We start from the raw sequence: 26,391 nt of genomic DNA on the forward strand, positions 1-26,391 counted from the left end.
CCCGGACGCCCTCCTTGATCCGTTCTGACCCGATTTTCCGGGCCCGTGGGATCACGGTAGGACGGCCGGGGACGACCTGCCGGGTGCTATACGGCCAGTCGGCGCACGGCCAGCTCCGCGTAGAGCGCCGCGCCCCGCGCGAGCACCGACTCGTCGAACGCGGCCAGCGGGGAGTGGTTCGTCGGCGCCGTCTCCGGGTCGGCGCCCCGGGGGGTGGCTCCGAGGAAGACCATGGCGCCCGGCACCTCGTCGATCACCCGCGAGAAGTCCTCGGCGCCGGTCAGCGGGCTCTCCATCGGCGCGAACCACTCCTCGCCGAACGCCTCCCGCACCGCGTCGGCGGCGAACGCGGTCTCGGCGGCGTCGTTGACGGTCACCGGGTACTGCTCGACGAACTCCGCGTCCACCGCCAGCCCGTGGGCGGCGGCCACGCCCTCGCAGACCGCGACCAGGCCCTCGGCCAGCCGCGCCCGCGCCTCGTGCGAGAAGCTGCGGACGGTCGCGGCGAAGCGCGCGTCGTCCGGGATGATGTTGGTCGCCGTGCCGGCGTGGAAGCGGCCGACGGTGAGCACGACGGGGTCGAAGACGTCGAAGGCGCGGCTGATCCAGGTCTGGAGCGCGGTGACCATCTCGCAGGCGGCCGGGATCGGGTCCAGCGAGCGGTGTGGCGCCGAGCCGTGGCCGCCGGCGCCGCGCACCGTGACGTTCAGCACGCTGGAGGCGGCCATCGCGGGCCCGCCCCTGGCCGTGAAGACGCCGGCGGGCCAGGAGTGGGAGAGGACGTGGAGGGCGTAGGCGGCCCGCGGGCGCTCGCCCGTGGCCTCCAGCACCCCCTCGTGCAGCATGTGCCCCGCGCCGTCGTACCCCTCCTCCCCCGGCTGGAACATCAGCAGCACGTCGCCCGCCAGCTGGTCGCGGTGCGCGGCCAGCAGCCGGGCGGCGCCGGCGAGCATCGCGGTGTGCAGGTCGTGGCCGCAGGCGTGCATCCGCTCGGCCTCGGCGGCGAACGGCAGCCCGGTGCGTTCGGCGACCGGCAGCGCGTCCATGTCGCCGCGCAGCAGCACGGTGGGGCCGGGGCGCGCTCCGGGCAGCACGCCGGTGACGGAGGTCAGTCCGGTACCCGTGGTGATCTCGACGGGCAGCCCGTCGAGCGCGGCCAGCACCGCCTCCTGGGTCCTGGGCAGTTGAAGGCCGACCTCGGGGATGGAGTGCAGCTGACGGCGGAGCCGAACGAGATCGTCGCTCATCGCCCTGGCGTCGTCGAGAAGGTTCATCGTGGGATTCTGCCCAACTCTGACCGGCTTCAGCGTTCCCGCCGCTCACGTCCGTTCGCTCGCTGTCGGGGAACGATCGGGTCCGGGCGGTCCGCGCGATGGCCGCGCGGCGGCGACGCCTCGACGAGGGCCGGGGTGATGATCGTCGCGTTCCCCTCGGGCTCGGTCACGGCGCGGCCGGCGCGGTCGCTGACCCGGATGAGCAGCGCCACCAGCAGCCAGTTGGCGACCGTCGCGGAACCGCCCTGCGCGAGAAACGGCAGCGCCTTGCCGGTGAACGGGATCAGTCCCGTGACCCCGCCGGTGATCACGAACACCTGGAGCGCGAGCACCGTCGACAGCCCGGCCGCGAGCAGCTTGCCGAACGGGTCGGGGGTGACCATCGCCGCCCGCAGCCCGCGCTGCACGAGCAGCGCGTAGAGCAGCAGCACCAGGGTCAGACCCAGCAGCCCCAGCTCCTCCCCGACCGTGGTCAGGATGTAGTCGCTGCGACCGGCGAACCGCACCAGCCAGGAGTGCCCCTGCCCGAGCCCCGTGCCGGTCAACTCGCCGGCGCCGAAGCTGAAGAGGGCCTGGGCCGCCTGGTCGGAGACGACGCCGGACGGCTGCCGCTCGGGCGGCAGGAACGCGGCCATCGGGTCGAGCCAGGCCCGCACCCGTCCGTGGACGTGCTCCTGGGTCGCGGCGACGGTGACGGTGCCGATCACGGCGAGGAGCGCGCCGAAGACCAGCCAGCCGGGGCGGCTGGTGGCGATGTAGAGCATGGCGACGAAGACGCCGAAGAAGATCAACGAGGTGCCGAGGTCACGCTCGTGGAAGAGCACCACCAGGCTGACCGCCCAGACGGCGAGGATGGGCCCCACGTTCCGCCCGCGCGGCAGCGCGACCCCCCACACCCGGCGGCCGACCAGGGCGAGCGCGTCGCGGTTGGCCATGAGGTAGCTGGCGAAGAAGACGACGATCATGACCTTCACGAACTCGCCCGGTTGGACGGAGAACGAACCGACCGTGATCCAGCGCTTCGCGCCGTAGGTGTCCTCGCCGAAGAACGCCGGGGCCATCAGCAGCGCCATCGCTACGGCCATACCGAGGTAGGGATAACGCTGCAGGGTGCGGTGATGGCGCAGCGTGACCAGGGTCGCCATCAGCAGCAGCACCGCGATCACGGCCCAGCGGACCTGGTCGGGCGCGGCGGGCTGCGCCTGCCACGGCTCGTCGGCGAGATGGACGGCGTAGGCGTGGTCGAGCCGGTCGATGAGGACGAGGCCGAGCCCGGTCAGCAGCACCGTGACGGGCAGGATCAACGGGTCGGCGTAGCGCGCGAAGCGGCGCACCACGAGGTGCGCGGCGAGGGCGAGGGCGCCGAGGCCCAGCGCGTGGGCGGGCAGCCCGGGCGGCAGTCGCTCGTCGAGGGTGAGGCCGACGATCGCGTGGCCGGCGGTGGTGATCGCGATCGCGAAGAGGACCAGGCCGAGTTCGACGCGGCGGCGGTGGGCGATCCAGGCGCGGACCCAGGGGGACGGCTGGGGGCCGCCGCGCCGCGGGCGGCCCCATCGGCGCGCGGGCGCCCACGCCCGGCGCGTGCCCCTGCGAACCATCCCCACCCCATGTGTCGTTCCGCACACCTGGCGACGGTCCCGTGCCGCCGCTCCGGGTGGAGGCGAACGCCGATCCGCAACCTACCCAGCGGCGTTGGGCACGTCACCCGGCGGGGGCGGGGCGCATGGCCGCACGGGTGCCGGCACGCATGTCGACGAGGACCGGGGGTACCCGAAAGCAACTATCGCTTGGCCCCGTTCGTCTTCTAAGGGTGGGGAGGGGGTGAGCCCGGTGTGACACCGGAGCGAGACGACTGGTGCGGTCGGGCAGGGTACTCCATCGCCGAGAAAAGGATGCGCTGGTTGGGAATTCTGTCCGGATTCCCGTCGTTAGATCGTTACGGGCTTGGGAGGCAAGGGGGCACCCCGGTCCGGTCCGAGGAGGACCCTGTGTGATCACCGCGATCACCATTGAGCAATCGCAAGGGAGCACGTATGGCAACCCGTGCCGTCGCCCGGCGTCAGGACACCGATGACAGTGTCGCGACGGGCAGTGTCCGGTCCAGCGCGAGCAGCGATGCCACGGAGCGCGACCTCGTCGGCATGTACCTCGACGAGATAGCGCGCACTCCGCTGCTCGACGCGGCCAAGGAGGTCGAGCTGTCCCTCGCCATCGAGGCGGGGCTGTACGCGCGGCGTCTGCTGGAGGGGCTGGAGGAGCCGGTGGAGGGGGCGGCCTCGGCCTCCGCCTCACGCGAGGAGCTGACGGAGCTGGTCCGCGAGGGCGAGCGCGCCAAGGACAGCTTCATCCGGTCCAACCTCCGCCTGGTGGTAGCCGTCGCGCGGCGCTACCCACGCAGCGGACTGCCGCTGCTCGACCTGATCCAGGAGGGCAACGCCGGCCTGGTCAGGGCGGTGGAGAAGTTCGACTACACGAAGGGCTTCAAGTTCTCGACCTACGCCACCTGGTGGATCAGGCAGGCGATCACGCGCTCGATCGCCGACCAGTCGCGCACCATCCGGCTGCCGGTGCACCTGGTGGAGGAGCTGGGCCGCATCCGGCGGGTCCAGCGCGAGTTCAACCGCGAGCACGGCCGCGAGCCGGAGCCGACCGAGGTCGCCTCGGAGCTCGGCTCCACGCCGGAGCGCGTACAGGACGTGCTCGACTGGGCGCGCGACCCGGTCAGTCTGAACATGTCGGTGGACGACGAGGGCGAGACCCAGTTCGGCGACCTGCTGGAGGACACCTCCGCGGCCTCGCCCGAGCAGTCGGTGCTGGTGATGATGCGGCGGGAGGGTCTTGAGGACCTGATCGGCCGGCTCGACCAGCGCACCGCGGCCATCATCAGGGCGCGCTACGGCATCGAGGACGGGCGCGAGCGCACACTCACCGAGGTGGGCAAGCAGCACGGCCTCACCCGGGAGCGCATCCGGCAGATCGAGAAGCACGCGCTGCTGGAGCTGAAGCGCATGGCCAGCGACTCCGGCTTCGACGCGGCGGCCTGACGACGCCGGCCACCGACCGCGGGCGGGTGACTTCCCCGCCCGCGCGTCCACGGGGCGGCGCCGTCGCGTCGACGACCGTCCCCACTCCCGGCAGGGCGCGCCGGACGGCGCCCGCCCGACCGTGAGCGCTCCTCGACGGCCCCGGTGCCCCGCGGCACCGGGGCCGAGCGCTGTCCGGGGCCGGTGTGACGGGCGACACAGCACTGGGCGAAATAACCGGGGACTTCCTCCCCGTTGAGACCAGCGAACAGGCAACCGGGGAGACGTTCCCCGCTTGTTGCCATCCATCAAGACCCACCACGCGCTCCGCACCCGCTCGGTGCGGGCCGCACGGCGGCCACGACCTCGGGGGAGTCCCGTGAAGAGCACCACCGTCGGCGCGACGCGCGCCCCGTTGCGCGCCGACGCGGCGCGTAACCGGGAACGCATCCTCGCCTCGGCGCGGGAGGCGATCGTCGAGCAGGGGCACGAGGTGGCCCTGGACGAGATCGCTCGACGCGCCGGCGTGGGCAACGCCACGCTCTACCGGCACTTCCCCGACCGCGAGTCGCTCCTGCTGCATGTGCTGATGCACGTCAGCGACCAGATCACCGAGCGGGCCCGACAGGCGCTGGAGGCCGAGACCGATCCGTTCGAGGCGCTGAGCAGGATGGTCCTCGACTCGGCGCGGGAGCGCATCGGCGGGCTGTGTTGGCTGCTGAGCTTCGCCACCGAGGTCGACGGGCCTCAGCTGGCCGCCAGCCGCGAGCGGGTGCTGCGCGTCACGGAGGAGCTGCTCGCCAGGGCCCACGCGTCGGGGCAGCTGCGCCCCGACGTCGGCGCGGGGGATCTGCTGATCGCCATCAGCAGGCTCACCCTCACGCTGCCGGGCAAGACCTGTGTGCGGGACGGCGACATGGCCCGCCGCCATCTACAGATCTTCCTGGACGGCCTCCGTACCCCGTCGCGCAGCCAACTGCCCGGCGAGGCGATCCAGTTGGCCGACCTCAAGGACGAACGCCACTGACCGGCCCCGCGCGAGACGGCACTCACCGCTGAGTTCCCCTTCGCGCGCCGGTCTCACCCACCAGAACCACCTTCCGACCGCACCAGCGCCCTCCGGCTCTGGCCCCTCACGCCCTTTTCGATCACTCGCACCACTTCCGTCACTCCGGCCATCCCACGATGCGCCCGATATGAGGTAAACGCCCCGATGACATCCCAGAACGCCGCCCTGGACAAGACGCCGCCCCTCGGCGCCGACCCCAGGCGCTGGCAGGCCCTCTTCTACATCGCCCTCGCGCAGCTGATGGTCGTGCTCGACGGCACGATCGTGAACATAGCCCTGCCCACCGCCCAGGAGGACCTGGGCATCTCGGCGGGCAACCGCCAGTGGGTCATCACCGCCTACGCCCTGGCCTTCGGCGGCCTGCTGCTCTTCGGCGGCCGGATCGCCGACCTGTGGGGTCGGCAGCGCACCTTCATCACCGGGCTGGTGGGCTTCGCCGTGGCCTCCGGCCTCGGCGGCGCGGCCCAGAACGAGCTGATGATGTTCGGCGCGCGGGCGCTCCAGGGCGTCTTCGGCGCCCTGCTGGCGCCGGCCGCGCTGTCGCTGCTGACCGTGATGTTCACCGACGCCAAGGAACGGGCCAAGGCATTCGGCGTCTTTGGCGCGATCTCCGGTGCCGGCGCCGCCGTCGGGCTCCTCCTCGGCGGGGCGCTCACCGAGTACCTGGACTGGCGCTGGACCTTCTATGTGAACGTCCCCTTCGCCGTGCTCGCGATCGTGGGCGCCGTGACGGTCATCCGCGAGCCCGCCGAGGCGCGCAACCGCTCGACGCTCGACGTCCCCGGGGTGCTGCTGGCCACCCTCGGCCTGGTCGCGCTGGTCTACGGCTTCAGCCGCGCCGAGCACGAGGACTGGACCGAGACCTGGACCGTCGCCAGCTTCGTCGCCTCCGCCGTACTGCTGATCACCTTCGTCCTCGTCGAGTCCCGCGTGAAGGCGCCACTGCTGCCGCTGCGGGTGATCACCGACCGCAACCGGGGCGGCACCTATCTGGCCTTCGGGCTCTCCGTGATCGCGATGTTCGGGCTGTTCCTCTTCCTGACGCTGTACCTCCAGATGATCAGGGGCTACAGCCCCGTCGAGACCGGTGTCGCCTTCCTGCCGATGGTGGTCGGCATGGTGATCGGCTCCACCCAGATCGCCCCCCGCCTGACGACCAGGCTCGCGCCCCGCTATCTGATGGGCTCCGGGCTGGCCGTCGCGGCGCTCGGGATGCTCTGGCTGACCCAGCTCGACCTCGACTCCTCGTACGCCGCGGTGATCCTGCCGGCCCAGCTGCTGCTCGGCCTGGGCATGGGCACCAACTTCATGGCGGGGATGAGCCTGGCCACCTCCGGGGTGCGCCCGACCGACGCCGGTGTGGCCTCGGCCATGGTGAACACCGCCCAGCAGATCGGCGGCGCGATCGGCACCGCCCTGCTGAACACCATCGCCGCCAGCGCCAGCAGCAGCTACCTCGCCTCCCGGATCGCCGGGACCTCCAACGAGGCCGAGCAGCTGCGGCTCGGCCTGGAGTCCGAGGTGCACGGCTACAGCGTCGCCATCTGGTGGGCCTTCGCCATCGTGGCGGCGGCCTCCGTGATCGCCTTCACACTGATCAACGCCCCGAGGAGCCAGGGACAGATGGTCGCCGGCGACGGCGAGGCCGACCAGCAGCCCGCCCCCGTCATGGCGCACTGACGCCGGCGGCCACCCCCGGCACCCGCCGGGACAGCCACGGGGCGCGCGGTCACCGGTCGCGGAAGCGGCCGGCCCGCGCGCCCTCGCGTCCGCCCCCGGCCGGCCGACCGCTCCGGTTGCCGAGGCGGGGCCGGGCGCGGCAGCGTGGAGGGTGCGATGGTCCCGGACGCGCGCCGACGCTCCGGGGCCATCCGCCCCTCCAGGAGGCGAGGGCAGGGAGGCCGCGCGGACGTCCCGGGAGTCGAAGAGGCCGGGGAGGGCCGGTCCGGCGATGAACGACCGCGGGAATCCCGTCGATACGGTGTTTATCGAATGTCCAACGCCACCGACGAGTCTGGTGCCATGTCGGGAGATCAACATGGCCGGGGACGCTGGTCCGGTCCTGCGGACGTGCTCACTCACGCGCAGCTGCTGCGGCTCGGTGAGCAGGCCGGAGCCGCACTGAAACGCCACGGAGTGAGCGGCGGCGACGCGGTCGCCGTGCAACTGCCCATGTGTCTGGAGTCGGTGGTGGTGACCCTCGCCTGCCTCCAGATCGGCGCGCGAAGAATCACCCTGCCTCTGGGCGACAACCCGGGCTTCGTCCGGGACCGGCTCAACAACTGCGGTGCCCGGGTGGTGGTCTGCGCCGACGCCTGCGAGATGGACGAGCGGGTCTACCCCGTCAAGACCTCCCTGCACCGCGTCCTCGGCGACTGCCCGGACGTCCGCACCGTGCTGGTGGTCAGGCAGCTCGCCCGGCCCGTCCCCTGGGAGCCGGGGCGCGACCGCTGGTGGCACGAGGAACTGCGGCCCCGCACCCTGCCGCCCCGGCCTTATCCTGGCCGCATGAGCGACATGCGCCTGGACGACGACCGCACCAACCGGCTGGTCTTCGACGACCCGCTCGGCGGGCGCTCCTCCGACGACAGCGACCACGGCTGGGGCGAGGGCCCCGCCGAGGACGCCGCCGACGGCAACCTGATGCGGCTGATCAACGAGCGGCCCCCGCACCACATCTGAGCCGGTGGGGCCGCCGCGCCCCCGTGCTACCTCTGCTACCTCGCGCCGTCCGAGCCCTGGCCCTCGGGTCCGTCGCCCGCCTCCGGGCCGGGCGCCGGCCGCTGGGCGCCGACCGCGACGGCGCCGCCGTCGGTCGTGCTCCCCGCGCGGAGCGCCACCAGCTCGTCGCGGATCTGCGCCAGCAGCTCCACGTCGGTCGGGCCCTCCGGCTCCACCGGCTGCCTCGCCTTGCGACGCTCCAGGTACCGGGTCATGGGCAGGATCATCAGGAAGTAGACCACCGCCGCGGTGATCAGGAAGGTCAGCGAGGCGCTGATCACCGAACCCCAGCGAATCGGGATGCCCTCGCCCGCCGCGCAGTCGCCCCGCAGACAGGACTCGTAGGCGTCCAGGTCCTGGGTACCGAACGCCCCGACCAGCGGATTGATCACGCCCTCGACGACCGAGTTCACGATGTTCGTGAACGCGGCCCCGACGACCACGGCGACTGCCAGGTCGACGACGTTCCCCCGCATCAGGAACTCCCTGAACCCGTCCAGGGTGTTCCGCACGCCCGCCAGCCTGCGCTCGCCGCCCCGATCTTCCTGATTCACCGTGGTGCCTTCCTGCCACTTCACCCGGGCGCGGGGCGCCGGGCGGTCCGTAGTGTCTCGCTTGTCCGTGGCGGTCACCGTGCCTCACGCGTCGACGGGCTGTCCAGTCCAGCAACCGCCGCACCAGCGCCCCTACCACCGGGCCACCACCAGCGGGGAACCCGCGGCGGCGCCCGCGAGCCCCGCCGCCGTCTCCTCGTCGACGGAGACGACCAGCCGCCCGCCGGGACCGTCGGAGGCGCCACCGTACTCCGCCGTATCGGAAGGCGTCCCCACCTGGACCACCCGAGCCCCGCGGGCCACCAGCCGCGCGTCGCCGCCCGCCGCGGCGTCGGGCGTGCCCCCGCCCGCCCGGCCCTCGGCGGCGTACACGTCGACCCGGTCGCCGACCGTCAGCGGCCCGACGGCACCGGGGTCGGCGACCCGCAGCGACAGCTCGATCTCCCTCGGCCGCGGCGGCTCGGCCGCCCGCGCCCGCGCGCCGACCGATGTCGCGCCGGGGCCGTCCTCACCGTCGCCGACCTGGGGCTTCTCGCTCGGTGCCGCCGTGGGCCCGCCCTGGGAGAGCGACGCCAGCACGGCCGCGCACGCCAGCGCCGAGACCCCGGTCACCAGACGTCCACGACGGGCCCGCCGCCACGGCCAGCGCCGCGCGCCGCGCGCCCGGATCGGTGGGAACGGCGGCACCGTCACGCCGTCCGGCCCCGGTGCGGGCGGGGCGGCGGAACACGTCCCCGAGGGGCGTGCGCGCGCGGAGCCCACGGCGGGCTCGGAGGGGCCGGAAGAGCGGGAGAGACGCGAGAAGGAGGTCCTGGAACGCTTGCCGAACGTGTTCACGGCGCTACCCTGCCCGCTCCGCGCGAATCTCGCTCAGCCCTGTGGACAACCCCGCACCTGTGGAAAACCCCGTCACCCGAACGAGTGACACGGAGACCCCGGCGAAGCGACGCCGTCACGACTGACGGACGCCCGAACGCCGCCTGGAATCAACCCCGTTGAAGACCTACGGGGGACCCGGCCCCTGCGGGGGACCCGGACCCCGTGGGGGCCCGGGGGACCCGGACCCCGTGGGGGACCAGACCGCACGAGGCCCCGGACCGCGTGAGGGATCGGGCCCCGGGGGGACCCGGACCCCCACACCCGCGCGAGCCGCCGCCAGCCCGCTCAGGGCAGCGTGATCCCCGTGGCCTGGCCGCCCAGGGCCGAGCCGCACGGGCAGTCGCGCCGCTCCGGCAGCGCGCCGACGACGTCGAAGAGGACCTCCCGCAGCCGCCCCACGTTGCGCCCGAAGACCTCAAGCACCTCGGCGTGGGAGACGCCCTCGCCGGCCTCGGCACCCGCGTCCAGGTCGGTGACCAGCGCCATCGAGGTGTAGCAGAGCTCCAGTTCGCGGGCGAGCGCCGCCTCGGGGTGGCCGGTCATGCCCACGACCGACCAGCCCTGCGCCGCGTGCCAGCGGGACTCGGCGCGGGTGGAGAAGCGGGGCCCCTCGATCACGCACATCGTTCCACCGTCGACCGCGTCCCAGTCGCGCCCGCGCGCCGCGTCGAGCGCCACCCGGCGCCCGGCCGGGCAGTACGGGTCGGCCAACGAGACATGGACCACCTGGGAGCGCTGCCCGTCGGGGCGTGTCTCGCCGTCGAAGTAGCTGCCTGGCCGGCTCTTGGTCCGGTCCACCAGCTGGTCGGGCACGAGCAGCGTGCCCGGGCCGTACTCGGGTCGCAGCCCGCCCACCGCGCACGGTCCGAGCACCTGGCGCACCCCGACCGACCGCAGCGCCCAGAGGTTGGCGCGGTAGTTGATGCCGGCGGGGGTCAGATGGTGCCCGCGGCCGTGCCGGGGCAGAAAGGCCACCCGCCGTCCGGCGATCTCGCCGAGGAAGAGCGAGTCGCTCGGCGCTCCATAGGGCGTCTCGACGGTGATCTCGGTCACATCGTCGAGGAAGGCGTAGAAGCCGGAGCCGCCGATCACGCCGATCTCGGCGGTGTGTTCGGCGACTCCCTCGGCGCGGACGACCGGACGCCGTCCCGGGGTTTCGGCCGCGCTCATGCGGCGGAGGCAGCCTTGCCCGAGCCCTTCGAGGGGCCACTGGTCAGGCCGGCGCCCCCCGAGGAAGCCGACGACGAGCCGACGGATCCGGAAGAGCCCGAGGAACCGGAGGAGTCCGACGAGCCCGAGGACGTGGAGGAACCGCCCGAGGAGTCACTCCCCTTGTCGCTCTTCGCCCCACCGGACGAGCCGCCCGAGGAGCCGCCGCTGGACGACGCGCCACGGCTGTCGTTGCGGTAGAAGCCCGAGCCCTTGAAGACGATGCCGACCGCCGAGTAGACCTTCTTCAGCCGCCCCTGGCAGCTGGGGCACTCGGTCAGGGCGTCGTCGGTGAACTTCTGCACCACCTCAAGACCCTCGTCGCATGCGGTGCACTGGTACTGATAGGTCGGCACGTCTTCCTCCTGGCACTCTGCACTGTGGAGTGCTAACGACGCCCCATCGTGCAACATTCCGGTGCCGGAAGTCCACCGCAGTCGCCTGTGACCCCGTCGTCACGCTCCCCGTAGGCTCACCCCAGTGGCCGTATGTCTATGGTTGCTTCCACCCGCTCAGCTGCCCTGTGAAGGACAGAGATGCCCGCCAAGAAGCCCAGGCGACGCGGTCGTCTGATCGTGATCGCGCTCGTTGTGCTGCTCGTGGCCGGTGTCGGCTACGGCGCCTGGTGGAGTGTCTCCACCGTGCGCGCCTCCTTCCCCCAGACCTCGGGGGAGATCGCGATCGACGGTCTGTCCGCGCCCGTGACGGTCGAGCGGGACGCCAACGGCATTCCCCAGCTCTACAGCGAATCGGCCACCGACCTGTTCCGCGCCCAGGGGTATGTGCACGCCCAGGACCGCTTCTGGGAGATGGACGTGCGGCGGCATATGACCGCCGGTCGGCTTTCGGAAATGTTCGGTGAGGATCAGGTCGAGACCGATGCCTTTCTGCGCACACTCGGCTGGCACGAGATCGCCCAGGAGGAGTTCGACAACGAACTCTCCGAGCAGACCAAGGAGTTCCTGGTCGCCTACTCCGAGGGCGTCAACTCCTATCTCGACGAGAACAGCGGCGAGGAGCTCTCGGTCGAGTACGCCGCCCTGGACCTGATCAACGACTACCGCCCCGACCAGTGGGAACCGGTCGACTCGGTGGCCTGGCTCAAGGCCATGGCCTGGGACCTCCGTGGCAACATGGAGGACGAGATCGACCGCGCCTTTCTGACCGAACGTTTCACTTCGGAACAGATCGAAGAGCTTTACCCGGAGTACCCGCACGACCGGAACCGCCCGATCGTGACCGAGAACGGCGCGGACGACGCCGGCGGTGGCGCCTACGTCCCCGTCGAGGACGGAACGGGCGCCGGAGACGGAACGGGTACCGGAGACGGCACAGGCGTCGAGGACGGAACGGGCGTCGAGGAGGCCGCGGGCGGGGTGACCACCCAACTGGGTTCACTCGCCCAGACGTTGGACGAGATCCCCGCGCTGCTCGGCACCAACGGAGCCGGCATCGGCTCCAACTCCTGGGTGGTGCACGGCAACTACACCACCACCGGCAAGCCGCTGCTGGCCAACGACCCCCATCTGGCACCCTCGCTGCCGGGGGTCTGGTACCAGATGGGGCTGCACTGCTCCGAGGTGAGCGCGGAGTGCCCGTTCGACGTCTCCGGCTTCACCTTCTCGGGAATGCCGGGGGTCGTCATCGGCCACAACCAGGACATCTCCTGGGGGCTGACCAACCTCGGCGCCGACGTGACCGATCTGCGTCTGGAAAAGCTCGACCACGGCAAGTACGTGCGCGACGGTGAGCAGATTCCGTACGACACGCGGACCGAGGAAATTCATGTGGCCGGCGGGGAGACCAGGGAGATCACCGTTCGTTCCACCGTCAACGGGCCCATCGTCTCGGACCGGCACGAGGAGTTGGAGGGGGTCGGCGGCAGCGCCCCGGTGGACTCCGGCGCGCCGGACCGGGGCAGCGGCTACGCGGTCTCGCTGAACTGGACGGCGCTCCAGCCCTCCCGCACCATGGACGCCGTCTTCGGGCTCAACGCGGCCCGGGACTGGGACGAGTTCCGCGCCGCCGCGCAGGACTTCGCCGTGCCCGCGCAGAACCTGATCTACGCGGACACCGAGGGCAACATCGGCTACCAGACCCCGGGCCAGATCCCGATCAGGGGCGAGGGCGACGGCCGTTACCCCTCCCCCGGCTGGGACTCCTCGTACGACTGGACCGGGTTCATTCCCCAGGACGAACTGCCCTGGGAGTACAACCCGGAGCGCGGCTACATCGTCACGGCCAACCAGGCGGTCATCTCACCGGACGAGTACGACCACCATCTGACCGAGGACTGGAGCTACGGCACCCGCAGCCAGCGGATCGAGGACCTGATCAGGACCACCGTCGAGGACGGCGGCAAGATCTCCATGGGCGACATGCAGGACATCCAGCTGGACAACAGCAACGAGATGGCCAAGGAACTGGTCCCCTACCTGCTGGAGATCGACGTCTCCGACGGCTATGTCCGCGAGGCCCAGGAGCTGCTGGAGGGCTGGGACTTCAGCCAGGACTCCGACTCCCCCGGCGCCGCCTACTACAACGCGGTCTGGCGCAACCTCCTCAAGCTGGCGTTCGGCAACAAGATGCCCAAGGAGCTGCGCGTCGAGGACCAGTGCCTGTGGGTACGGCCGGCCGACGACTCCGAACCCCTGGAGAATCTGGACGGCGAGGAGCGGCTGGTCGAGGAGTGCGGCGAGCGTTCCCGCGAGACCGCCCAGCCGGACGGCGGCGACCGCTGGTTCGAGGTGGTGCGCGGGCTGCTGGAGGAGCCGGAGAACGAGTGGTGGACCACCCAGACCACCCGCGAGGGCCCCGGCGCCGAGAACCGCGACGAGCTGCTGGCCAGGGCGATGCGTGACGCACGCTGGGAGCTGACCGCCGAGCTGGGCAAGGACATCGACACCTGGAGCTGGGGGCGGCTGCACCAGCTGATGCTCAACAACCAGACCCTGGGCACCGAGGGCCCCGGGCCGGTCCAGTGGCTGCTCAACCGCGGCCCGTGGAACATGTCGGGTGGCGCCGACGCCGTCGACGCCACCGGCTGGAACGCGGCCGGCGGCTACGACGTGACCTGGGTGCCCTCGATGCGGATGGTCGTCAACCTGGACGATCTGGACGACTCGCTCTGGATCAACCTGACGGGCGCCTCGGGCCACGCCTACCACTCGAACTACACCGACCAGACCGACCTCTGGGCCAGGGGCGAGTACCTGCCCTGGCCCAGCAGCCAGGAGGCGGTCAGCGAGCGGTCGACGAACACCCTCACCCTGACCCCGGCCGCCGGCGGCGGCGAGGACTGACGGGCGCACGCGGAGGGGCGCCCGGCCGACGGGCGCGCGATGAGCCGGGCCGACGCGCCCGGCTCATCGCGTGAACCGGTGCACGCCCTCCGGGGTGAGCGCCGCGTGCACGCGCCGGTCGTGGGGTTCGTCGGGCAGCACGTCGACCACCTCGTGACCGTAGACCAGCGCGACCAGCGCGGGATCGACGCCCGCGCCGGCCAGCCGGGCCAGCGCCCGGTCGTAGGAACCGCCGCCCCTGCCCATCCGCACCCCGCGCGCGTCCACCGCGAGGCCGGGGAGCAGCACGGCATCCGCCCAGGTCACCGCGTCGGGACCGAGCCGGCGCCCGGCGGGTTCCAGCAGCCGGACGCGCCCGGCGTGCTCCGACTCCACCAGACGGCCGTGCCCCTCGAACTCCGCCCAGTCGAGGTCGTCGTCCGCCAGCAGCACCGGCAGCAGCACCCGCACGCCCCGTTCGCGCAGCGCGCGCAACAGCGCCCCGGTGCCCGGTTCACGCCCCACCGAGACATACGCGGCCACCGTGCCGGCCTCGGCCAACTCCGGCAGCTCCAGGACCCGTTCGGCCAGCGCCTCGCCGGCGTGCGCCACCTCGTCGCCGGCGAGCGCCGCCCGCACCGCCAGCAGGTCGCGCCGCAGCTCGCGCTTGAGCCTGGCCGGCTCGGTCACCGACATCCGCCCGCCCCCGCCGTGTCGCCGCTCCCGTGCCGCGGCGGCGCGTTCCGCCGCACGCCGTTCCACGCCGACCCGCTCCGCGGCGCCTCTCGCGTTTCCCGTTTCACAAATATCCCTTCCACCACGCCATTCACTCACCGGGTCGTAACCCTCAGGTAACCCACCCGCCAAAACTGTTCACAACACGACGCCCTCGGGGCAAGTGTCGGGAACGCCCAGGCCAGGTGGATAAAGTGACCGGCATGACCTCAGCGCGCCCTCGGATCAGTAAGGCTGTCATTCCCGCCGCTGGTCTCGGCACTCGGTTTCTGCCCGCGACCAAGGCCACACCCAAGGAAATGCTGCCGGTGGTCGACCAACCGGCGATTCAGTACGTGGTCGAGGAGGCGACGGCGGCCGGACTCACGGACGTCCTGATGGTCACCGGCCGCAACAAACGGCCGCTGGAGGACCACTTCGACCGCAACTACGAGCTGGAGGACGCGCTCCGCCGCAAGGGCGACAGCGAACGGCTCTCCCGCGTCCAGGAGTCGACCGCCCTCGCCACGATGCACTACGTCCGTCAGGGCGACCCCAGGGGCCTGGGCCACGCGGTGCTGTGTGCCGAACCACACGTCGGCGACCAGCCGTTCGCCGTGCTCCTCGGCGACGACCTGATCGACCCGCGCGACCCGCTGCTCACCGAAATGATCAAGGTCAGGGAGCGGCACGGCGGAAGCGTGATCGCCCTGATGGAGGTCGCGCCCGAGCAGATCCACCTCTACGGCTGCGCCGCGGTCGAGCCGGCGCCCGACGGCGTGCTGCGGGTGACGGGCCTGGTCGAGAAGCCGAGCCGCCAGGAGGCGCCCAGCTCGTACGCGGTCATCGGCCGCTATGTGCTGGACCCGGCCGTGTTCCGGGTACTGGCCAGAACCGCTCCGGGGCGGGGCGGCGAGATCCAGATCACCGACGCGCTCCAGGCGATGGCGGCCGACCCCGGGCTGGGCGGCCCGGTACACGGCGTGGCCTTCAAGGGCCGCCGCTACGACACCGGCGACCGGGCCGACTACCTGCGCTCCATCGTCCGGCTCGCCTGCGAACGGCCGGACCTCGGCCCGGAGTTCCGCTCCTGGCTGCGCACCTATGTGGCGGAGGAGTTGCCTCGCCTTGACTGAGATCTGGTCCGTCGACGAGCACCTGGCCGACGTGCTGTCCGCGATCCGCCCGCTGGAGCCCATCGAGCTGCCGCTGCTGGACGCCCAGGGCTGCCTGCTCACCGAGGACGTGACCGTTCCCACGGCGCTCCCGCCGTTCGACAACAGCTCGATGGACGGCTACGCGGTGCGCGTCGCCGACCTCGACGGCGCGTGCGACGACTTTCCGGCGGTGCTCACCGTGATCGGCGAGGTCGCGGCGGGCAGCGGAACGTTGCCCGAGGTCAGACCGGGCCAGGCGGCGCGGATCATGACGGGCGCGCCGCTGCCGCCCGGTGCCGAGGCGGTGGTCCCCGTCGAGTGGACGGACGGCGGCACCGGCGGCGGGCCGGCCGTGGACATGACCGGTCCGGCCGGCCCCGAGGTGCGGGTCCACCGCGCGCCGGCGCACGGCCAGTTCGTGCGCCCCCGGGGCAGCGACGCGGCGCTCGGCGCGGTCGCGCTGACCGCCGGCACCCGGCTCGGGCCGCCGCAGCTCGGCCTGCTGGCCGCGCTGGGACGCGGCAGCGTCCCCGTCCGGCCGCGCCCGCGCGTCGTCGTGCTCTCCACCGGCAGCGAACTCGTCCCGCCCGGCGCCTCGTTGGGCCCCGGGCAGATCCATGACTCGAACAGCTTCATGCTGGCCGCCGCCGCCAGGGACGCCGGCGGCTTCGCGCACCGGGTCGCGGCCGTCGCCGACGACCCCGGCACGCTGCGGGCGACGCTGGAGGACCAGCTGGCCAGCGCCGACCTGCTCGTCACCAGCGGCGGGGTGAGCGTCGGCGCGTACGACGTGGTCAAGGAGGCGTTGACCGACCTGGACCCCGAACTGGGCGCGGTCGCGTTCCGCCGGCTCGCGATGCAGCCGGGGAAGCCGCAGGGCTTCGGGTTGCTCGGGCCGGCGCGCGCGCCGCTGTTCGCGCTCCCCGGCAACCCGGTCTCCGCCTATGTGTCGTTCGAGCTGTTCGTGCGCCCCGCGCTGCGCGCCCTGGCCGGCCACCCGGCCGGCGCCCTCCACCGCCCGCGCACCACGGCGCGGCTGGTCACGGACGCCCCGCTGCGTTCGCCCGAGGGCCGGCGGCAGTATCTGCGCGGCACCTACGAACCGCCGGCCGACGGCGCGGACCGGGGAACGGTGCGCCCGGTGGGCGGCGCCGGCTCCCACCTGGTCGCGGCCCTGGCCCGGGCGGACGCCCTGATCGAGATCCCCGAGCGGGTCACCGAGGCCGCCCCCGGCGGGGAGTTCGCCGTGGTGCTGCTGGGTTGACGAGGGTGCTGCCGGACGCGGCGGAGGAGTACCGTAACCGGTCATGAACACCCCTCGTCTCAGCCACATCGACGACAGCGGTGCGGCTCGGATGGTCGACGTCTCCGAGAAGGCGACGACCGACCGCACCGCGCGGGCGACCGGAAGGGTGCTGGTCGCGCCCGAGGTCGTCGCGCTGCTGCGCGGCGCGGGAGTGCCCAAGGGCGACGCCCTGGCGACCGCCAGGATCGCCGGCATCATGGGCGCCAAGCGCACGCCCGAGCTGGTGCCGCTCTGCCACCCGCTGGCCGTCTCGGGGGTGCGGGTCGACCTGGAGGTCGCCGACGACGCGGTGGAGATCACCGCCGAGGTCCGCACCACCGACCGCACCGGCGTCGAGATGGAGGCGCTCACCGCCGTCTCGGTCGCCGCCCTCACCGTCGTGGACATGGTGAAGGCGGTCGACAAGGCGGCGGTGATCACCGACATCCGCGTCGAACGGAAGACCGGCGGCGCCTCGGGCGACTGGAGCAGGGCCCGGTGAGCGGCGCGTACCGGGCGTTGGTCGTCACCGCCTCGCAGCGCGCCGCCGCCGGCGTCTACCCGGACACCGGCGGGCCGCTGCTGGTCGAGGGGCTGGCCGAGCTGGAGTTCGCCGTCGAGGGGCCGGTGGTGGTGCCCGACGGCGAACCGGTCGCCGAGGCGCTGCGCGCCGCCGTCGCCGAGGGCTACGACGTGGTGCTCACCACCGGCGGCACCGGCATCTCCCCCACCGACGCGACGCCCGAAGCCACCCGCGCGGTGCTCGACCACGAGATCCCCGGCATCGCCGAGGCGATCCGCGCCGCCGGCCGGGAGAAGGTGCCCACCGCGGCGCTCTCGCGCGGGCTGGCGGGCGTCGCCGGGCGGACGCTGATCGTCAACCTCCCCGGTTCGACCGGCGGCGTACGGGACGGGCTCACGGTGCTGCGCCCGTTGCTGCGCCACGCGGTCGACCAGCTGCGCGGCGGCGACCACCCGTCGTGAACGCCTCCTGGAGCGTCGAGTTGGCCCTCGGCGAGGTCGGACTGCGACCCATCAGACTGCGCGACCACCGCGCCTGGCGCGAGGTCAACCAGCGCAACCGCGACTGGCTGCGCCCCTGGGAGGCGACCATTCCGCCCCCTCCGCACGGCCATCTGGCGCCGCGTCGGCCGACGTTCCGCCAGATGGTGCGGCACCTGCGGGCGGAGGCGCAGTCGGGGCGGATGCTGCCGTTCGTCGTGACCTACCAGGGGCAGCTGGCCGGGCAGTTGACGGTGGCCGGCATCACCTGGGGCTCGATGTGCTCGGCGCACATCGGCTACTGGGTCGACCGCTCCGTCGCCGGCCGCGGCGTGATGCCGGCGGCGGTGGCGCTCGCCGTCGACCACTGCTTCCACTCGTTGGGGCTGCACCGCGTGGAGGTCTGCATCCGCCCGGAGAACGGGCCCAGCCGGCGCGTGGTGGAGAAGCTGGGCTTCCGCGAGGAGGGCGTGCGCCCCCGCTTTCTGCACATCGACGGCGGCTGGCGCGACCACCTTGTCTTCGCCTTGACGGCCGAGGAGGTCCCCCAGGGCCTGGTGCGCCGCTGGCGCCAACGGAACAGCGCCCTGTCCGAAGAGGGGCCACCGCCACCGCACCGCGCGACCGGGGACGCCGAGGGGTCGGCGCGGGACTCTCCCCCACGGTAGGAGAGCGCTTTCGGGGGCTGCCGGCTCGGCAGGCCGCGGGAAGGCTCGACGGGGGGGGCGACCGCGCTCGGAAACCACTCGGAACGCGCTGGGTGACGCACCGGGAAGGCGCCCGGCACGCACGGGAAGGCGGCGCCCGGACCGCGCGCGCGGAAGTCGCCACGGGGTGCGGCACCGGTCAACGGCTCACGTCAACGACACGGATCAGGGTCTCGCGTCAACGACACGGGTCAACGACACGGACCAACGGCCCGGGTCACGGGACTGAGCCACGGGACTGAGCCACGGGGCTGAGCCACGGGGCTGGGCCACACCCCGCGATACGACCCAAAGTGCGGCATTACCGCCGGTATGACGTTCGACCCCACGTCGGAGTGAGGAAGGCCACGCGGACAGCCGAACGCGCGGACGACTTGATAACAATCCGACGAAAGCCCCAGGATGACCGCCTGATCGTGCGACACACCGCCCAATTTGGCAGATGGACCCCCGTCGGCCCCTCTACGGTGTGACCGTGAGCAGCAGTGGCCTCATCTTCGCAATGATCGTCGGGGCCTGGGCCGCGTACCTCGTGCCGATGTGGCTTCGCCGGCAGGACGAGTTGAACGACTCCCGCCCGACGGAACGCTTCAGCACCGCCATCCGGCTGCTGACGCGCGGTAAGCGCGCGCCCGCACCGGCCGAGCAGGGGGACTCAGCGGAGGACGGCCCGGAAGAGCCCGACGAGCCCACCGCCCCGGACGGCTCAGCCGACCTCCGGGCCTTCGCCGAGCCCGTGACCGACGTGGGGCGGGCCACCGCCGAGGCCCCGAGCCGGGGGCGCGCGCCGAAGGGCGAGGCATCGCGGGGCGGCAGCGGAGGAAGACCCTCCTCCGGCGCACAGCCGGGGAACGGCAACCAGCGCGCGCAGGTCCTCGTGCGCCGCCGGCGCACGACCATGGTTCTGTTTCTGGCCTTCACTCTTTCCGGTATCTTCGCGGTCTCCACCAGCCCCGGGCTGCTCTGGCTGCCGGCGATCCCCGGACTGCTGCTCGTCGCGTACATCGTTCACCTGCGCGGCCAGGAGCGCCGCCGCTGGGCGGTCGCGGTAGACCGCAGGCGCGCGGAGGAGGCCGCGCGCCGCCTGCGCGAACGCACGCAGGCCAACGCGGCGGCCGTACCGGAGAAGCCGGCGCGGGCGATCGTCGAGCAGACCGACCACGCCGAGTGGGTCGACGACCAGCAGCGCGACCAGGGCACCACCGCCGGCGACGCGGCCCAGGGCTGGGACCCGGCGCCGGTGCCGTTGCCCACCTACGTGAAGGCACCGGTGGCGCCGCGCACCCCGCGGCGCGGCGTCGACCGCGACGCTCCCGACGCGTGGAGCGCCGCCCGCTCCACCACGGCCGGCACCCCCCAGCAGCCGCCGGCGCCCCGCACCGAGGCCCGCGAGCCCAGGGGCGCGGAGCGTACCCCGCTCTTCGACCAGTACGCCGACGACGACCACCGCCGGGCGGCGGGCGAGTAGCCCACCGCCGCCCGGCCCCGGGCCTCCCCCAACGGATTTCGACCCACCCGGCCGGGGGTGTTAGAGTTCTGGCGTCCACACGGGCCTGTAGCGCAGCCTGGTAGCGCATCTCGTTCGCAACGAGGGGGTCAGGGGTTCAAATCCCCTCAGGTCCACAGACAAGGGCCGTTCACTAGACCAGGTAGAACGGACAGCCAAAGCCCCCGTCGGCGTCGATCCGGCGGGGGCTTTGGCGTGGGTGCGAGCAGCGAAGAACAGCCACTGGGTCCCAGCTGGGTCCTGTGCCGCTCCGCCGAGGTGCCGGCCGAGCTTGCGGAGCGCCCTACGGGACCCTCGCGAGTCGGCCGACGTCCGGGGTGATCACCAACGCCGACATCCGCCCGCGTCAGGCTCGCCTCTCCGGTGCGCCCAACTCGGCGGCCAGCGACCGAAGCTGATCGGACGGCGGCTGGCTCATGGCCATCAGGTCGGAGACGACCTGCTTGACGGCCGGCTTGGCGCGGAACATCTCCGGCAGCGTCTGACGCACACTCACCAGTGCTGAGACCGCCTCGTTCACCTGGCGCCGTTGGGTGTGCGCCTTGGCGAGGTCGATGCCGAACCGCGCCTGCCGTTCCAGGGACAGGCCGGAGGGATCGACCGCCTGAGCCGCGCGCAGGGCGACACCCGCGTCGCCGAGGTCCACCGCGACGGCGACCTCGTGGAGCGCGACGTTGGTCGGTCCGAACTCGGTGTGGTAGTCGTTGCGCCCCTCACCGATCCGCTCGGCCAGCTCCTTGGCCTGCCGGAGGTGGGCGTACGCGTCGTCCGCCTGGTTCAACCGGCCGGCGGCGAGGGCGCGTTGCAGGGTGAGGGCCCCGCGCAGGGCAACGGCCTCGGGCTGCCCCGTCTCGGCGAGCGGCACCAGGGCGTCGGCGGCGCTGCCGGAGACCTGGGCGGCCTGCCCGTAGTGGCGTGCGCCGATGAAGACGATGGACAGGCGGAACTCGCCGGCCGCCATGAGCAACGGGTCGCCTGCTCGCTCGGCGGCCACCACCGCCCGGTCCACGGCGATCCAGGCCGCTTCCGGTTCACCCATGTTCGCCAGGGCGGCGCTGCACGTGTGGTACATCGCGGCCAACAGCCGGAACAGCTCCGCTCGTTGATCATCGGAGACCCCGGCGCGTGTGCCGGACTCCAGCCGTGGGACCAGGCCCTCCAGCAGCTCGGCCAGATCCGCGTAATTGCCCTCGTGGGTCAGCGACCAGGCGCGATCCACCCCGTCCCGCAGCGCGGGAACGTCCGGCGGTTCGGACTGCCCCAGCACGGCCCGCAACGAGTGCGCGGTACTGAGCACCATCCGCAGCCGCGAGGCCCCGGGCGCCTCCCCCTCGACGACCGAGGCCACGATGGGCGCCTCGGCGGCCAGTTCGGCGACCGGGATGTCCAGGGCCTCGGCGACCTTCTCCAGAACGGTCATCCGGTCGATGCGGCGCACGCCGCGTTCCACCTGCGAGATCCAGGCTTCCGACCGTTCCAGCAGGGCGGCGAACTCCTTCTGCGACAGTCCGCGCCGCTTGCGATGCCGGGCGATCTTCCGGCCCAGCGCCTTCTCGTAGTCGTCAGCGCTCAACGTCGACGCCCTTGCCGGACACGAAGTCCAGACGATCGACCTCGGTCGAGGCCAGGTACTTGTTCCGCTCGGCGAGAAAGTGGATCACATAGTCCTGCGACTCGTGCGTCTCGAACGCCGCCACGTCGCGGTACAGCTCGTAGAAGATCCGCTGAAGCGGCTGCCCGTCAACGCGGTGCACCGTGTAGATCACCGTTCCCGGCTCGTTCGCACGAATCTGCACCCCGGTGCGGGCGACCAGTTCGTCGAACTCGACTGCCGCCGCCTCGTCCTTGCAGGTGAAGCGCACCATCAGTCCGAACATGGCGGTTCCTCTCTCTCGACATCAGACGGGCACCGCGCCCGCAGCCACGCTATGCGCGCAGCAACTCGCACGAAAAGTACGATGGCATACTTCCGGTGCGCGTACATTGGGTACGGTGCTAGTACTAATTCTACGCCTCACTGTGGCCCGCGTCATCGGAACCGCACCTTCGGACGCGAAAACTCGCAGGTCACCGACGGACGGAGGAACGTGATGCCGACTTACCGCCGCACCTTTTCCGGACACCCGGAGGAGGTGAGCCGAGCCCGCCACTGGACGCGGGAGATCCTGAACGAGGCACCGTGCCGGGACGACGCGGCCCTGGTCGTCTCCGAACTGAGCGCGAACGCGATCACCCACACCGCCAGCGCCCACAGCACCTTCACCCTCACCATCGAGCGAACCGCCGAAGCTGTGGCGGTCTCGGTGACGGACCACGGGGGCGCGGCCAGCCGACCGCAGGTGACTCACGCGCCGGAGAGCAGCACGGGCGGCCGGGGCCTGGTCCTGGTGACGGCGTGCGCGACGGTCGTGCGGATCACGGGCGACGAGACCGGCCACACGGTCACCGCCGAACTCCCCCTCAACGCTGCGCTACCAGCCCCGTGTTGACCTACATCGGAACGCGGGGCCGTCGAACGCTGCACACTCGTTCGGTCGAGTTCTGGTGTGAGGCGATCGCCTACGAACTCCCCACCGGCCGCGCCTTCTGGCTCGGCACCCACCGCGCGACCACGCCCCGCCTTGCGTTGCGTTGGCTCCACCACCGAGCCCGGCAGATAGCCGAACAGCTCGACCCCCACCAGGCCCGCCCGGTTCGGGCGTGGCTGCATGACCGGTCCGAGCGCGAAGACGCCCTCCACCAACTCGCCGCCGGCGGGCTTTACAGCCACACCGTGCACGAGCCCCCGGTCCACTACCTGCTGACCGCCCGCCCCACCGGAGACCACTCATGACCCACCCCACCGACCAATCCCGTAGGCATGGCCGCTCCGCCAGTGTGCTCAGCCCCAACGCGACGGCCGTCCGTGCGATCCGCACCACCCAGGGCATCAGCCTGCGACAACTCGCCGACCGAGCCGGGTTGGACAAGGGCTACCTCTTCCGCCTCGAACACGGCAAGGTCCGCGCCAGCCAACGCACCATCGAACTCCTCGCCCGCGTCCTGGACGTCCCCGCACACGACCTCGTTCGCCCCGCAGACCTCCCCGGCGAACAACCGCTCCTCAACCCGCGCGACCTCCCCGCGCCCACGAGCGAGGAGGGCGAACTCTTCCACTACACCCCGGAAGAAGCCGCCCGCTGGCTCCCCTACACCCCGCATCAGATCCGAGCCATGGCCCGAGCCCGCACCATCCCCCACCACCAAACCCCACAAGGCCGCATCACCCTCACCGGCCACAACATCCGCGTGATCAACGAGACCACCACCATCCACCCCACCCACACCCCATGACGACCGACCACGACACCGACACCGACAAGGCCCATCTCCCGGAACTGCACCCCGAGACGGAAGAGTGCTACCGCTACGAGATCACCGGCGCCATGGACTCCGTCGTCCGCTACTGCCAGCTGGTCATCAACAAGCACAGCCACCGCGGCTTCTGGACCCCCACCTGCCCCAACCCCGACCACTACGACCTCATCCACCAAGCCAGAACCACAATCCTCAACGACCTCCGCATGGTCCTGGACTGCGCCGAGACCATCGCCTACGAAATCGAACGCGACCGCCAACGACAACACCGCAAGCCCAGCGCGTAACAACCTTCTCTACGACATCAAGGCGCCGCGCAAGCGCGGCGCGCACGGCAGCGGCGGCCAGGACACTCGCACTACACTGTGACTACCTATCAAGGGCCGCGAGAACCTTGATTGCCGCCGCATCCGCGGATTCGTGCTCCCAGACTCGCACGACTGTCCAACCCTGCTCGCGCAGACGGGCATCAGTGTCGGCGTCACGGATTTGGTTGCCTTGAATCTTCTCGCGCCAGAAGTCGGAACGCTTATTCGCCGGCCGGTAGTGATCGGGGCAACCGTGCCAGTAACACCCATCGACGAAGACAGCGACACGGGCCTTGAGGAAGACGATGTCAGCCGTGCGTCGGAGGTCGGGGAGAGGGCGGGCATTGACACGATAGCGAAGGCCCTGGCGGTAGAGAACGGACCGGAGGAGCCGTTCCGGCTTGGTATCACGTCCCTTGTTGGCGGTCATCACAGCGCGAACGGCCGTGGACGAAGCTCTGGAGCCGGCGGGCAGGACTTCATCTCGGACGAGGCCAGCAGCACGAGCCATCGCCCAAGCCTGCACGAGGTTCGCGGCCCGTGTCGCGCGGTTGACCTCTCCGACATAGCGCTCCCGGGTACGGCCCTGCTCAGACCATCGCAGGTACGCCCGAATGCGGCGGGTTCGCCTGTAGACACGAAGCGCTATGGAACCGGTAGCCCGTCGTTCCTTATCCAGCACGACGACGCGACCATGACGACCTCCCGCAGCACGGTCCTGCTCCGCAGACCGGACCGTGCGGGACATACCCTGTTTCGGCTTCCAGGCCCGTTCCGGCGGGAGGCGATCACTCCAACCGTGCTGGGCACTGGTCACCTCGGTCACGCCCGCCCCTCAGCGTCATCGAGCGCGGCCCGGACGGCCTCGGCGAAGACCTCACCGAGTCGGACGGGAACAGCGTTCCCGAGCTGACGCATTTTCTCACCACGTGGCCCGGCGAGGATCCAATCATCGGGGAAGGTCATCACGCGGGCGGTCTCGCGCACGGTCATGTACCGGTAACCGGTGCCGTCGAAGGTGGAGTCGTCCAGCCGCATCACAGACTCCCCTCCGGGCACTCCGTGCACGCCAGCCTTGACGGTCTTCGCTGGGCGATCCAATTCGTTCGGAGTGTGACCGGCGTACGCGCGGGCGCCCGGCCACCCCATATGATCGGGAATGTCATCGACCACTAGCTTCCCGCGCACCTGCTCCACCGTCACTGGCGGAAGGGGCTTGTTCCCGTCTACACCGGCGATCGCGTCCCGCAGCGTGCGCCATGGCTTCTTGCCGTCTGGGACAAGGGAGGCAGGCGGCAAGGTGGCCACGACCCGCTCCCGGATCAAGTCGATACCAGGCACGTCGTCGTACCGTTTCCAGTACGTCCCATCGTGCATGGAATCGATGAGGGCCGCCTCCGAGTACCCGGGGTCCGGCTTGTGCTTGTCCCATTCCACGCCGAGGTCCGCGCGGAACGCGACGATGATCACACGGTGTCGAATCTGCGGCACCCCGTAGTCAGCCGCGTTCACCGGAACATGTACGACGTCGTATCGCTCGGATGGGTCCACCGAACCGTCCTTGAGCAACTTCCGCAGGACCGCGTCATGCTCCTCCCACGTAGCGCCCTCGCCTCGCTGGACGAACGGAAGACTGATCTCCCGTTTGATGTACTCGAAGTACGGATTGAAGGAAGGACGGAGCAGGCCACGCACGTTCTCGCAGATGACAGCTTTGGGCCGCATCTCACGGATGGCGCGGAACATCTCCGGGAACATGTTTCGCTCATCCTCGTCCCCCTTGGCCACCCCTCCCAAACTAAACGGCTGGCAGGGCGGGCCGCCGGCCAGGACGTCCACTTCCGCGTCCTTCAGGAACTCGAACGAGGGGATGCGGCGCACGTCCCCTGGCACGAGGGGCCAGCCTTCAGCACGGAGTCCCGGACGACCCTTGCCCGGCTTGGGCATTGACGCGTCCTCAGGGTCGCGGGGCGCCGCCCCGTTCTCGGTCAGCGTCTCCAAGGCCCGCTTGGCGAACTCGTTGACCAGGAGTGGCCGGAAACCCGCGTTGTGGACGCCCATGGCTAGGCCGCCCCCACCCGCGAAGAGTTCAACAGACGTCCCGCCCTTGGTCCTACGTTTCCCCTGATCAGCCATGCCCGAAGCATACCGCGGAGTTTCCGATCTTAACGAGCGACTCGTGAAACGGACCTCTCACCTTGGGAAACACACTCACTAACGAGCTCGTGCACGGTAGGCAGGGAGGCATCGAGGATGGCGGCGGGGCTCGGTGTTCACCTCTGCCGTGTCGACGTCAGGTCCGCGGACTGCTGATGGGACAGCAGGCTGGCGACGGCCTGGACAG

26 protein-coding genes and 1 tRNA gene are annotated in these 26,391 nt (G+C 71.5%); 16 read left to right on the top strand and 11 right to left on the bottom strand.

The window, feature by feature from the left end:
- Positions 1–86: 86 nt before the first annotated feature.
- On the bottom strand, positions 87–1,274 hold the full coding sequence (locus FH715_RS23285) for a M20 metallopeptidase family protein (protein ID WP_139648518.1): 1,188 nt from the start codon (positions 1,272–1,274) through the stop codon (positions 87–89).
- A gap of 29 nt (positions 1,275–1,303) precedes the next feature.
- Positions 1,304–2,872: an FtsW/RodA/SpoVE family cell cycle protein gene (locus FH715_RS23290; protein WP_139648520.1), complete on the bottom strand. Its 1,569-nt coding sequence runs from the start codon at positions 2,870–2,872 to the stop codon at positions 1,304–1,306.
- A 435-nt stretch (positions 2,873–3,307) separates the two neighbouring features.
- On the opposite strand from FH715_RS23290, the gene FH715_RS23295 reads away from it, so the two are divergent.
- The 4 genes from FH715_RS23295 (at position 3,308) to FH715_RS23310 (ending at position 8,048) form a co-directional block, all read left to right on the top strand.
- Positions 3,308–4,318, top strand: coding sequence for a sigma-70 family RNA polymerase sigma factor (locus FH715_RS23295; protein WP_139648522.1), 1,011 nt, complete (start codon positions 3,308–3,310; stop codon positions 4,316–4,318).
- Between the two features lie 358 nt (positions 4,319–4,676).
- Positions 4,677–5,324: a TetR/AcrR family transcriptional regulator gene (locus FH715_RS23300; RefSeq protein ID WP_211367746.1), complete on the top strand. Its 648-nt coding sequence runs from the start codon at positions 4,677–4,679 to the stop codon at positions 5,322–5,324.
- A 186-nt stretch (positions 5,325–5,510) separates the two neighbouring features.
- Complete coding sequence (locus FH715_RS23305; protein ID WP_139648524.1) at positions 5,511–7,046, top strand: MFS transporter; 1,536 nt, start codon at positions 5,511–5,513, stop codon at positions 7,044–7,046.
- Between the two features lie 342 nt (positions 7,047–7,388).
- Positions 7,389–8,048 carry an AMP-binding protein gene (locus FH715_RS23310; protein ID WP_139648526.1) on the top strand — a complete coding sequence of 220 codons (660 nt, stop codon included), beginning with the start codon at positions 7,389–7,391 and terminating at the stop codon, positions 8,046–8,048.
- Positions 8,049–8,083: 35 nt separating this feature from the next.
- Here FH715_RS23310 and mscL read toward each other — a convergent pair whose 3' ends face one another.
- The 4 genes from mscL to FH715_RS23330 form a co-directional block, all read right to left on the bottom strand.
- The gene (gene mscL, locus FH715_RS23315; protein ID WP_281290773.1) at positions 8,084–8,641 is read right to left on the bottom strand and encodes a large conductance mechanosensitive channel protein MscL; all 558 of its coding nucleotides are present in this window, start codon (positions 8,639–8,641) and stop codon (positions 8,084–8,086) included.
- A 132-nt stretch (positions 8,642–8,773) separates the two neighbouring features.
- Positions 8,774–9,253, bottom strand: a complete 480-nt coding sequence (locus FH715_RS23320; protein ID WP_139648528.1) for a hypothetical protein — start codon at positions 9,251–9,253, stop codon at positions 8,774–8,776.
- A 552-nt stretch (positions 9,254–9,805) separates the two neighbouring features.
- Positions 9,806–10,690: an S-methyl-5'-thioadenosine phosphorylase gene (locus FH715_RS23325; protein WP_139648530.1), complete on the bottom strand. Its 885-nt coding sequence runs from the start codon at positions 10,688–10,690 to the stop codon at positions 9,806–9,808.
- Positions 10,687–11,085: an FmdB family zinc ribbon protein gene (locus tag FH715_RS23330; protein ID WP_139648532.1), complete on the bottom strand. Its 399-nt coding sequence runs from the start codon at positions 11,083–11,085 to the stop codon at positions 10,687–10,689. Before FH715_RS23330 ends, FH715_RS23325 begins: the two co-directional genes overlap by 4 nt.
- 180 nt (positions 11,086–11,265) lie before the next feature.
- Between FH715_RS23330 and FH715_RS23335 the strand changes: the two genes are divergently transcribed.
- Positions 11,266–14,031, top strand: coding sequence for a penicillin acylase family protein (locus tag FH715_RS23335; protein WP_139648534.1), 2,766 nt, complete (start codon positions 11,266–11,268; stop codon positions 14,029–14,031).
- 63 nt (positions 14,032–14,094) lie between these two features.
- Here FH715_RS23335 and FH715_RS23340 read toward each other — a convergent pair whose 3' ends face one another.
- The gene (locus FH715_RS23340) at positions 14,095–14,706 is read right to left on the bottom strand and encodes a 5-formyltetrahydrofolate cyclo-ligase (RefSeq protein ID WP_139648572.1); all 612 of its coding nucleotides are present in this window, start codon (positions 14,704–14,706) and stop codon (positions 14,095–14,097) included.
- 242 nt (positions 14,707–14,948) lie between these two features.
- On the opposite strand from FH715_RS23340, the gene galU reads away from it, so the two are divergent.
- The 7 genes from galU (at position 14,949) to FH715_RS23375 (ending at position 20,498) form a co-directional block, all read left to right on the top strand.
- The gene (gene galU, locus FH715_RS23345) at positions 14,949–15,860 is read left to right on the top strand and encodes a UTP--glucose-1-phosphate uridylyltransferase GalU (protein WP_139648536.1); all 912 of its coding nucleotides are present in this window, start codon (positions 14,949–14,951) and stop codon (positions 15,858–15,860) included.
- Positions 15,829–17,145 carry a molybdotransferase-like divisome protein Glp gene (gene glp, locus FH715_RS23350; RefSeq protein WP_139648538.1) on the top strand — a complete coding sequence of 439 codons (1,317 nt, stop codon included), beginning with the start codon at positions 15,829–15,831 and terminating at the stop codon, positions 17,143–17,145. The genes galU and glp overlap by 32 nt, the downstream gene beginning before the upstream one ends.
- Positions 17,146–17,188: 43 nt before the next feature.
- Positions 17,189–17,668 carry a cyclic pyranopterin monophosphate synthase MoaC gene (gene moaC / locus FH715_RS23355; protein ID WP_139648540.1) on the top strand — a complete coding sequence of 160 codons (480 nt, stop codon included), beginning with the start codon at positions 17,189–17,191 and terminating at the stop codon, positions 17,666–17,668.
- Entirely contained in the window at positions 17,665–18,150 is a 486-nt protein-coding gene (locus FH715_RS23360; RefSeq protein WP_246108917.1) for a MogA/MoaB family molybdenum cofactor biosynthesis protein, read from the top strand. Before moaC ends, FH715_RS23360 begins: the two co-directional genes overlap by 4 nt.
- Positions 18,147–18,836: a GNAT family N-acetyltransferase gene (locus FH715_RS23365; protein WP_139648543.1), complete on the top strand. Its 690-nt coding sequence runs from the start codon at positions 18,147–18,149 to the stop codon at positions 18,834–18,836. The genes FH715_RS23360 and FH715_RS23365 overlap by 4 nt, the downstream gene beginning before the upstream one ends.
- Before the next feature lie 514 nt (positions 18,837–19,350).
- Positions 19,351–20,343, top strand: a complete 993-nt coding sequence (gene sepX / locus FH715_RS23370; RefSeq protein WP_425472771.1) for a divisome protein SepX/GlpR — start codon at positions 19,351–19,353, stop codon at positions 20,341–20,343.
- Between the two features lie 81 nt (positions 20,344–20,424).
- Positions 20,425–20,498 (top strand) — tRNA-Ala (locus FH715_RS23375).
- A gap of 230 nt (positions 20,499–20,728) precedes the next feature.
- On the opposite strand, the gene FH715_RS23380 is transcribed toward FH715_RS23375, so the two are convergent.
- Both FH715_RS23380 and FH715_RS23385 read right to left on the bottom strand, forming a co-directional pair.
- Positions 20,729–21,955, bottom strand: coding sequence for a helix-turn-helix domain-containing protein (locus FH715_RS23380; RefSeq protein WP_139648547.1), 1,227 nt, complete (start codon positions 21,953–21,955; stop codon positions 20,729–20,731).
- Entirely contained in the window at positions 21,945–22,259 is a 315-nt protein-coding gene (locus FH715_RS23385; RefSeq protein WP_139648549.1) for a putative quinol monooxygenase, read from the bottom strand. The genes FH715_RS23380 and FH715_RS23385 overlap by 11 nt, the downstream gene beginning before the upstream one ends.
- Positions 22,260–22,472: 213 nt before the next feature.
- Here FH715_RS23385 and FH715_RS23390 point away from each other — a divergent pair, with 213 nt between their 5' ends.
- Genes FH715_RS23390 through FH715_RS23405 form a run of 4 tightly spaced genes read left to right on the top strand, consistent with a single transcriptional unit; the run spans position 22,473 to position 24,026 of the window.
- Positions 22,473–22,871, top strand: a complete 399-nt coding sequence (locus FH715_RS23390) for an ATP-binding protein (RefSeq protein ID WP_139648551.1) — start codon at positions 22,473–22,475, stop codon at positions 22,869–22,871.
- A complete protein-coding gene (locus tag FH715_RS23395) occupies positions 22,868–23,215 on the top strand; it encodes a hypothetical protein (protein ID WP_139648553.1) in 348 nt (115 codons plus the stop codon). Before FH715_RS23390 ends, FH715_RS23395 begins: the two co-directional genes overlap by 4 nt.
- Positions 23,212–23,715 (top strand): helix-turn-helix domain-containing protein, encoded by a 504-nt coding sequence (locus FH715_RS23400; RefSeq protein WP_139648555.1) that lies wholly within the window; start codon positions 23,212–23,214, stop codon positions 23,713–23,715. Before FH715_RS23395 ends, FH715_RS23400 begins: the two co-directional genes overlap by 4 nt.
- Entirely contained in the window at positions 23,712–24,026 is a 315-nt protein-coding gene (locus tag FH715_RS23405; protein ID WP_246108919.1) for a hypothetical protein, read from the top strand. The genes FH715_RS23400 and FH715_RS23405 overlap by 4 nt, the downstream gene beginning before the upstream one ends.
- 82 nt (positions 24,027–24,108) lie before the next feature.
- Here the strand turns inward: FH715_RS23405 and FH715_RS23410 are convergent, their stop codons facing one another.
- Together FH715_RS23410 and FH715_RS23415 are read right to left on the bottom strand one after the other, a co-directional pair.
- Positions 24,109–24,873: a very short patch repair endonuclease gene (locus FH715_RS23410; RefSeq protein WP_246108920.1), complete on the bottom strand. Its 765-nt coding sequence runs from the start codon at positions 24,871–24,873 to the stop codon at positions 24,109–24,111.
- Positions 24,870–26,183, bottom strand: coding sequence for a DNA cytosine methyltransferase (locus tag FH715_RS23415; protein WP_211367747.1), 1,314 nt, complete (start codon positions 26,181–26,183; stop codon positions 24,870–24,872). Before FH715_RS23415 ends, FH715_RS23410 begins: the two co-directional genes overlap by 4 nt.
- Between the last annotated feature and the right edge of the window lie 208 nt (positions 26,184–26,391).

Origin of the sequence: Streptomyces sedi, from assembly GCF_006335015.1 — a bacterium.
Lineage (GTDB): Bacteria > Actinomycetota > Actinomycetes > Streptomycetales > Streptomycetaceae > Streptomyces > Streptomyces sedi.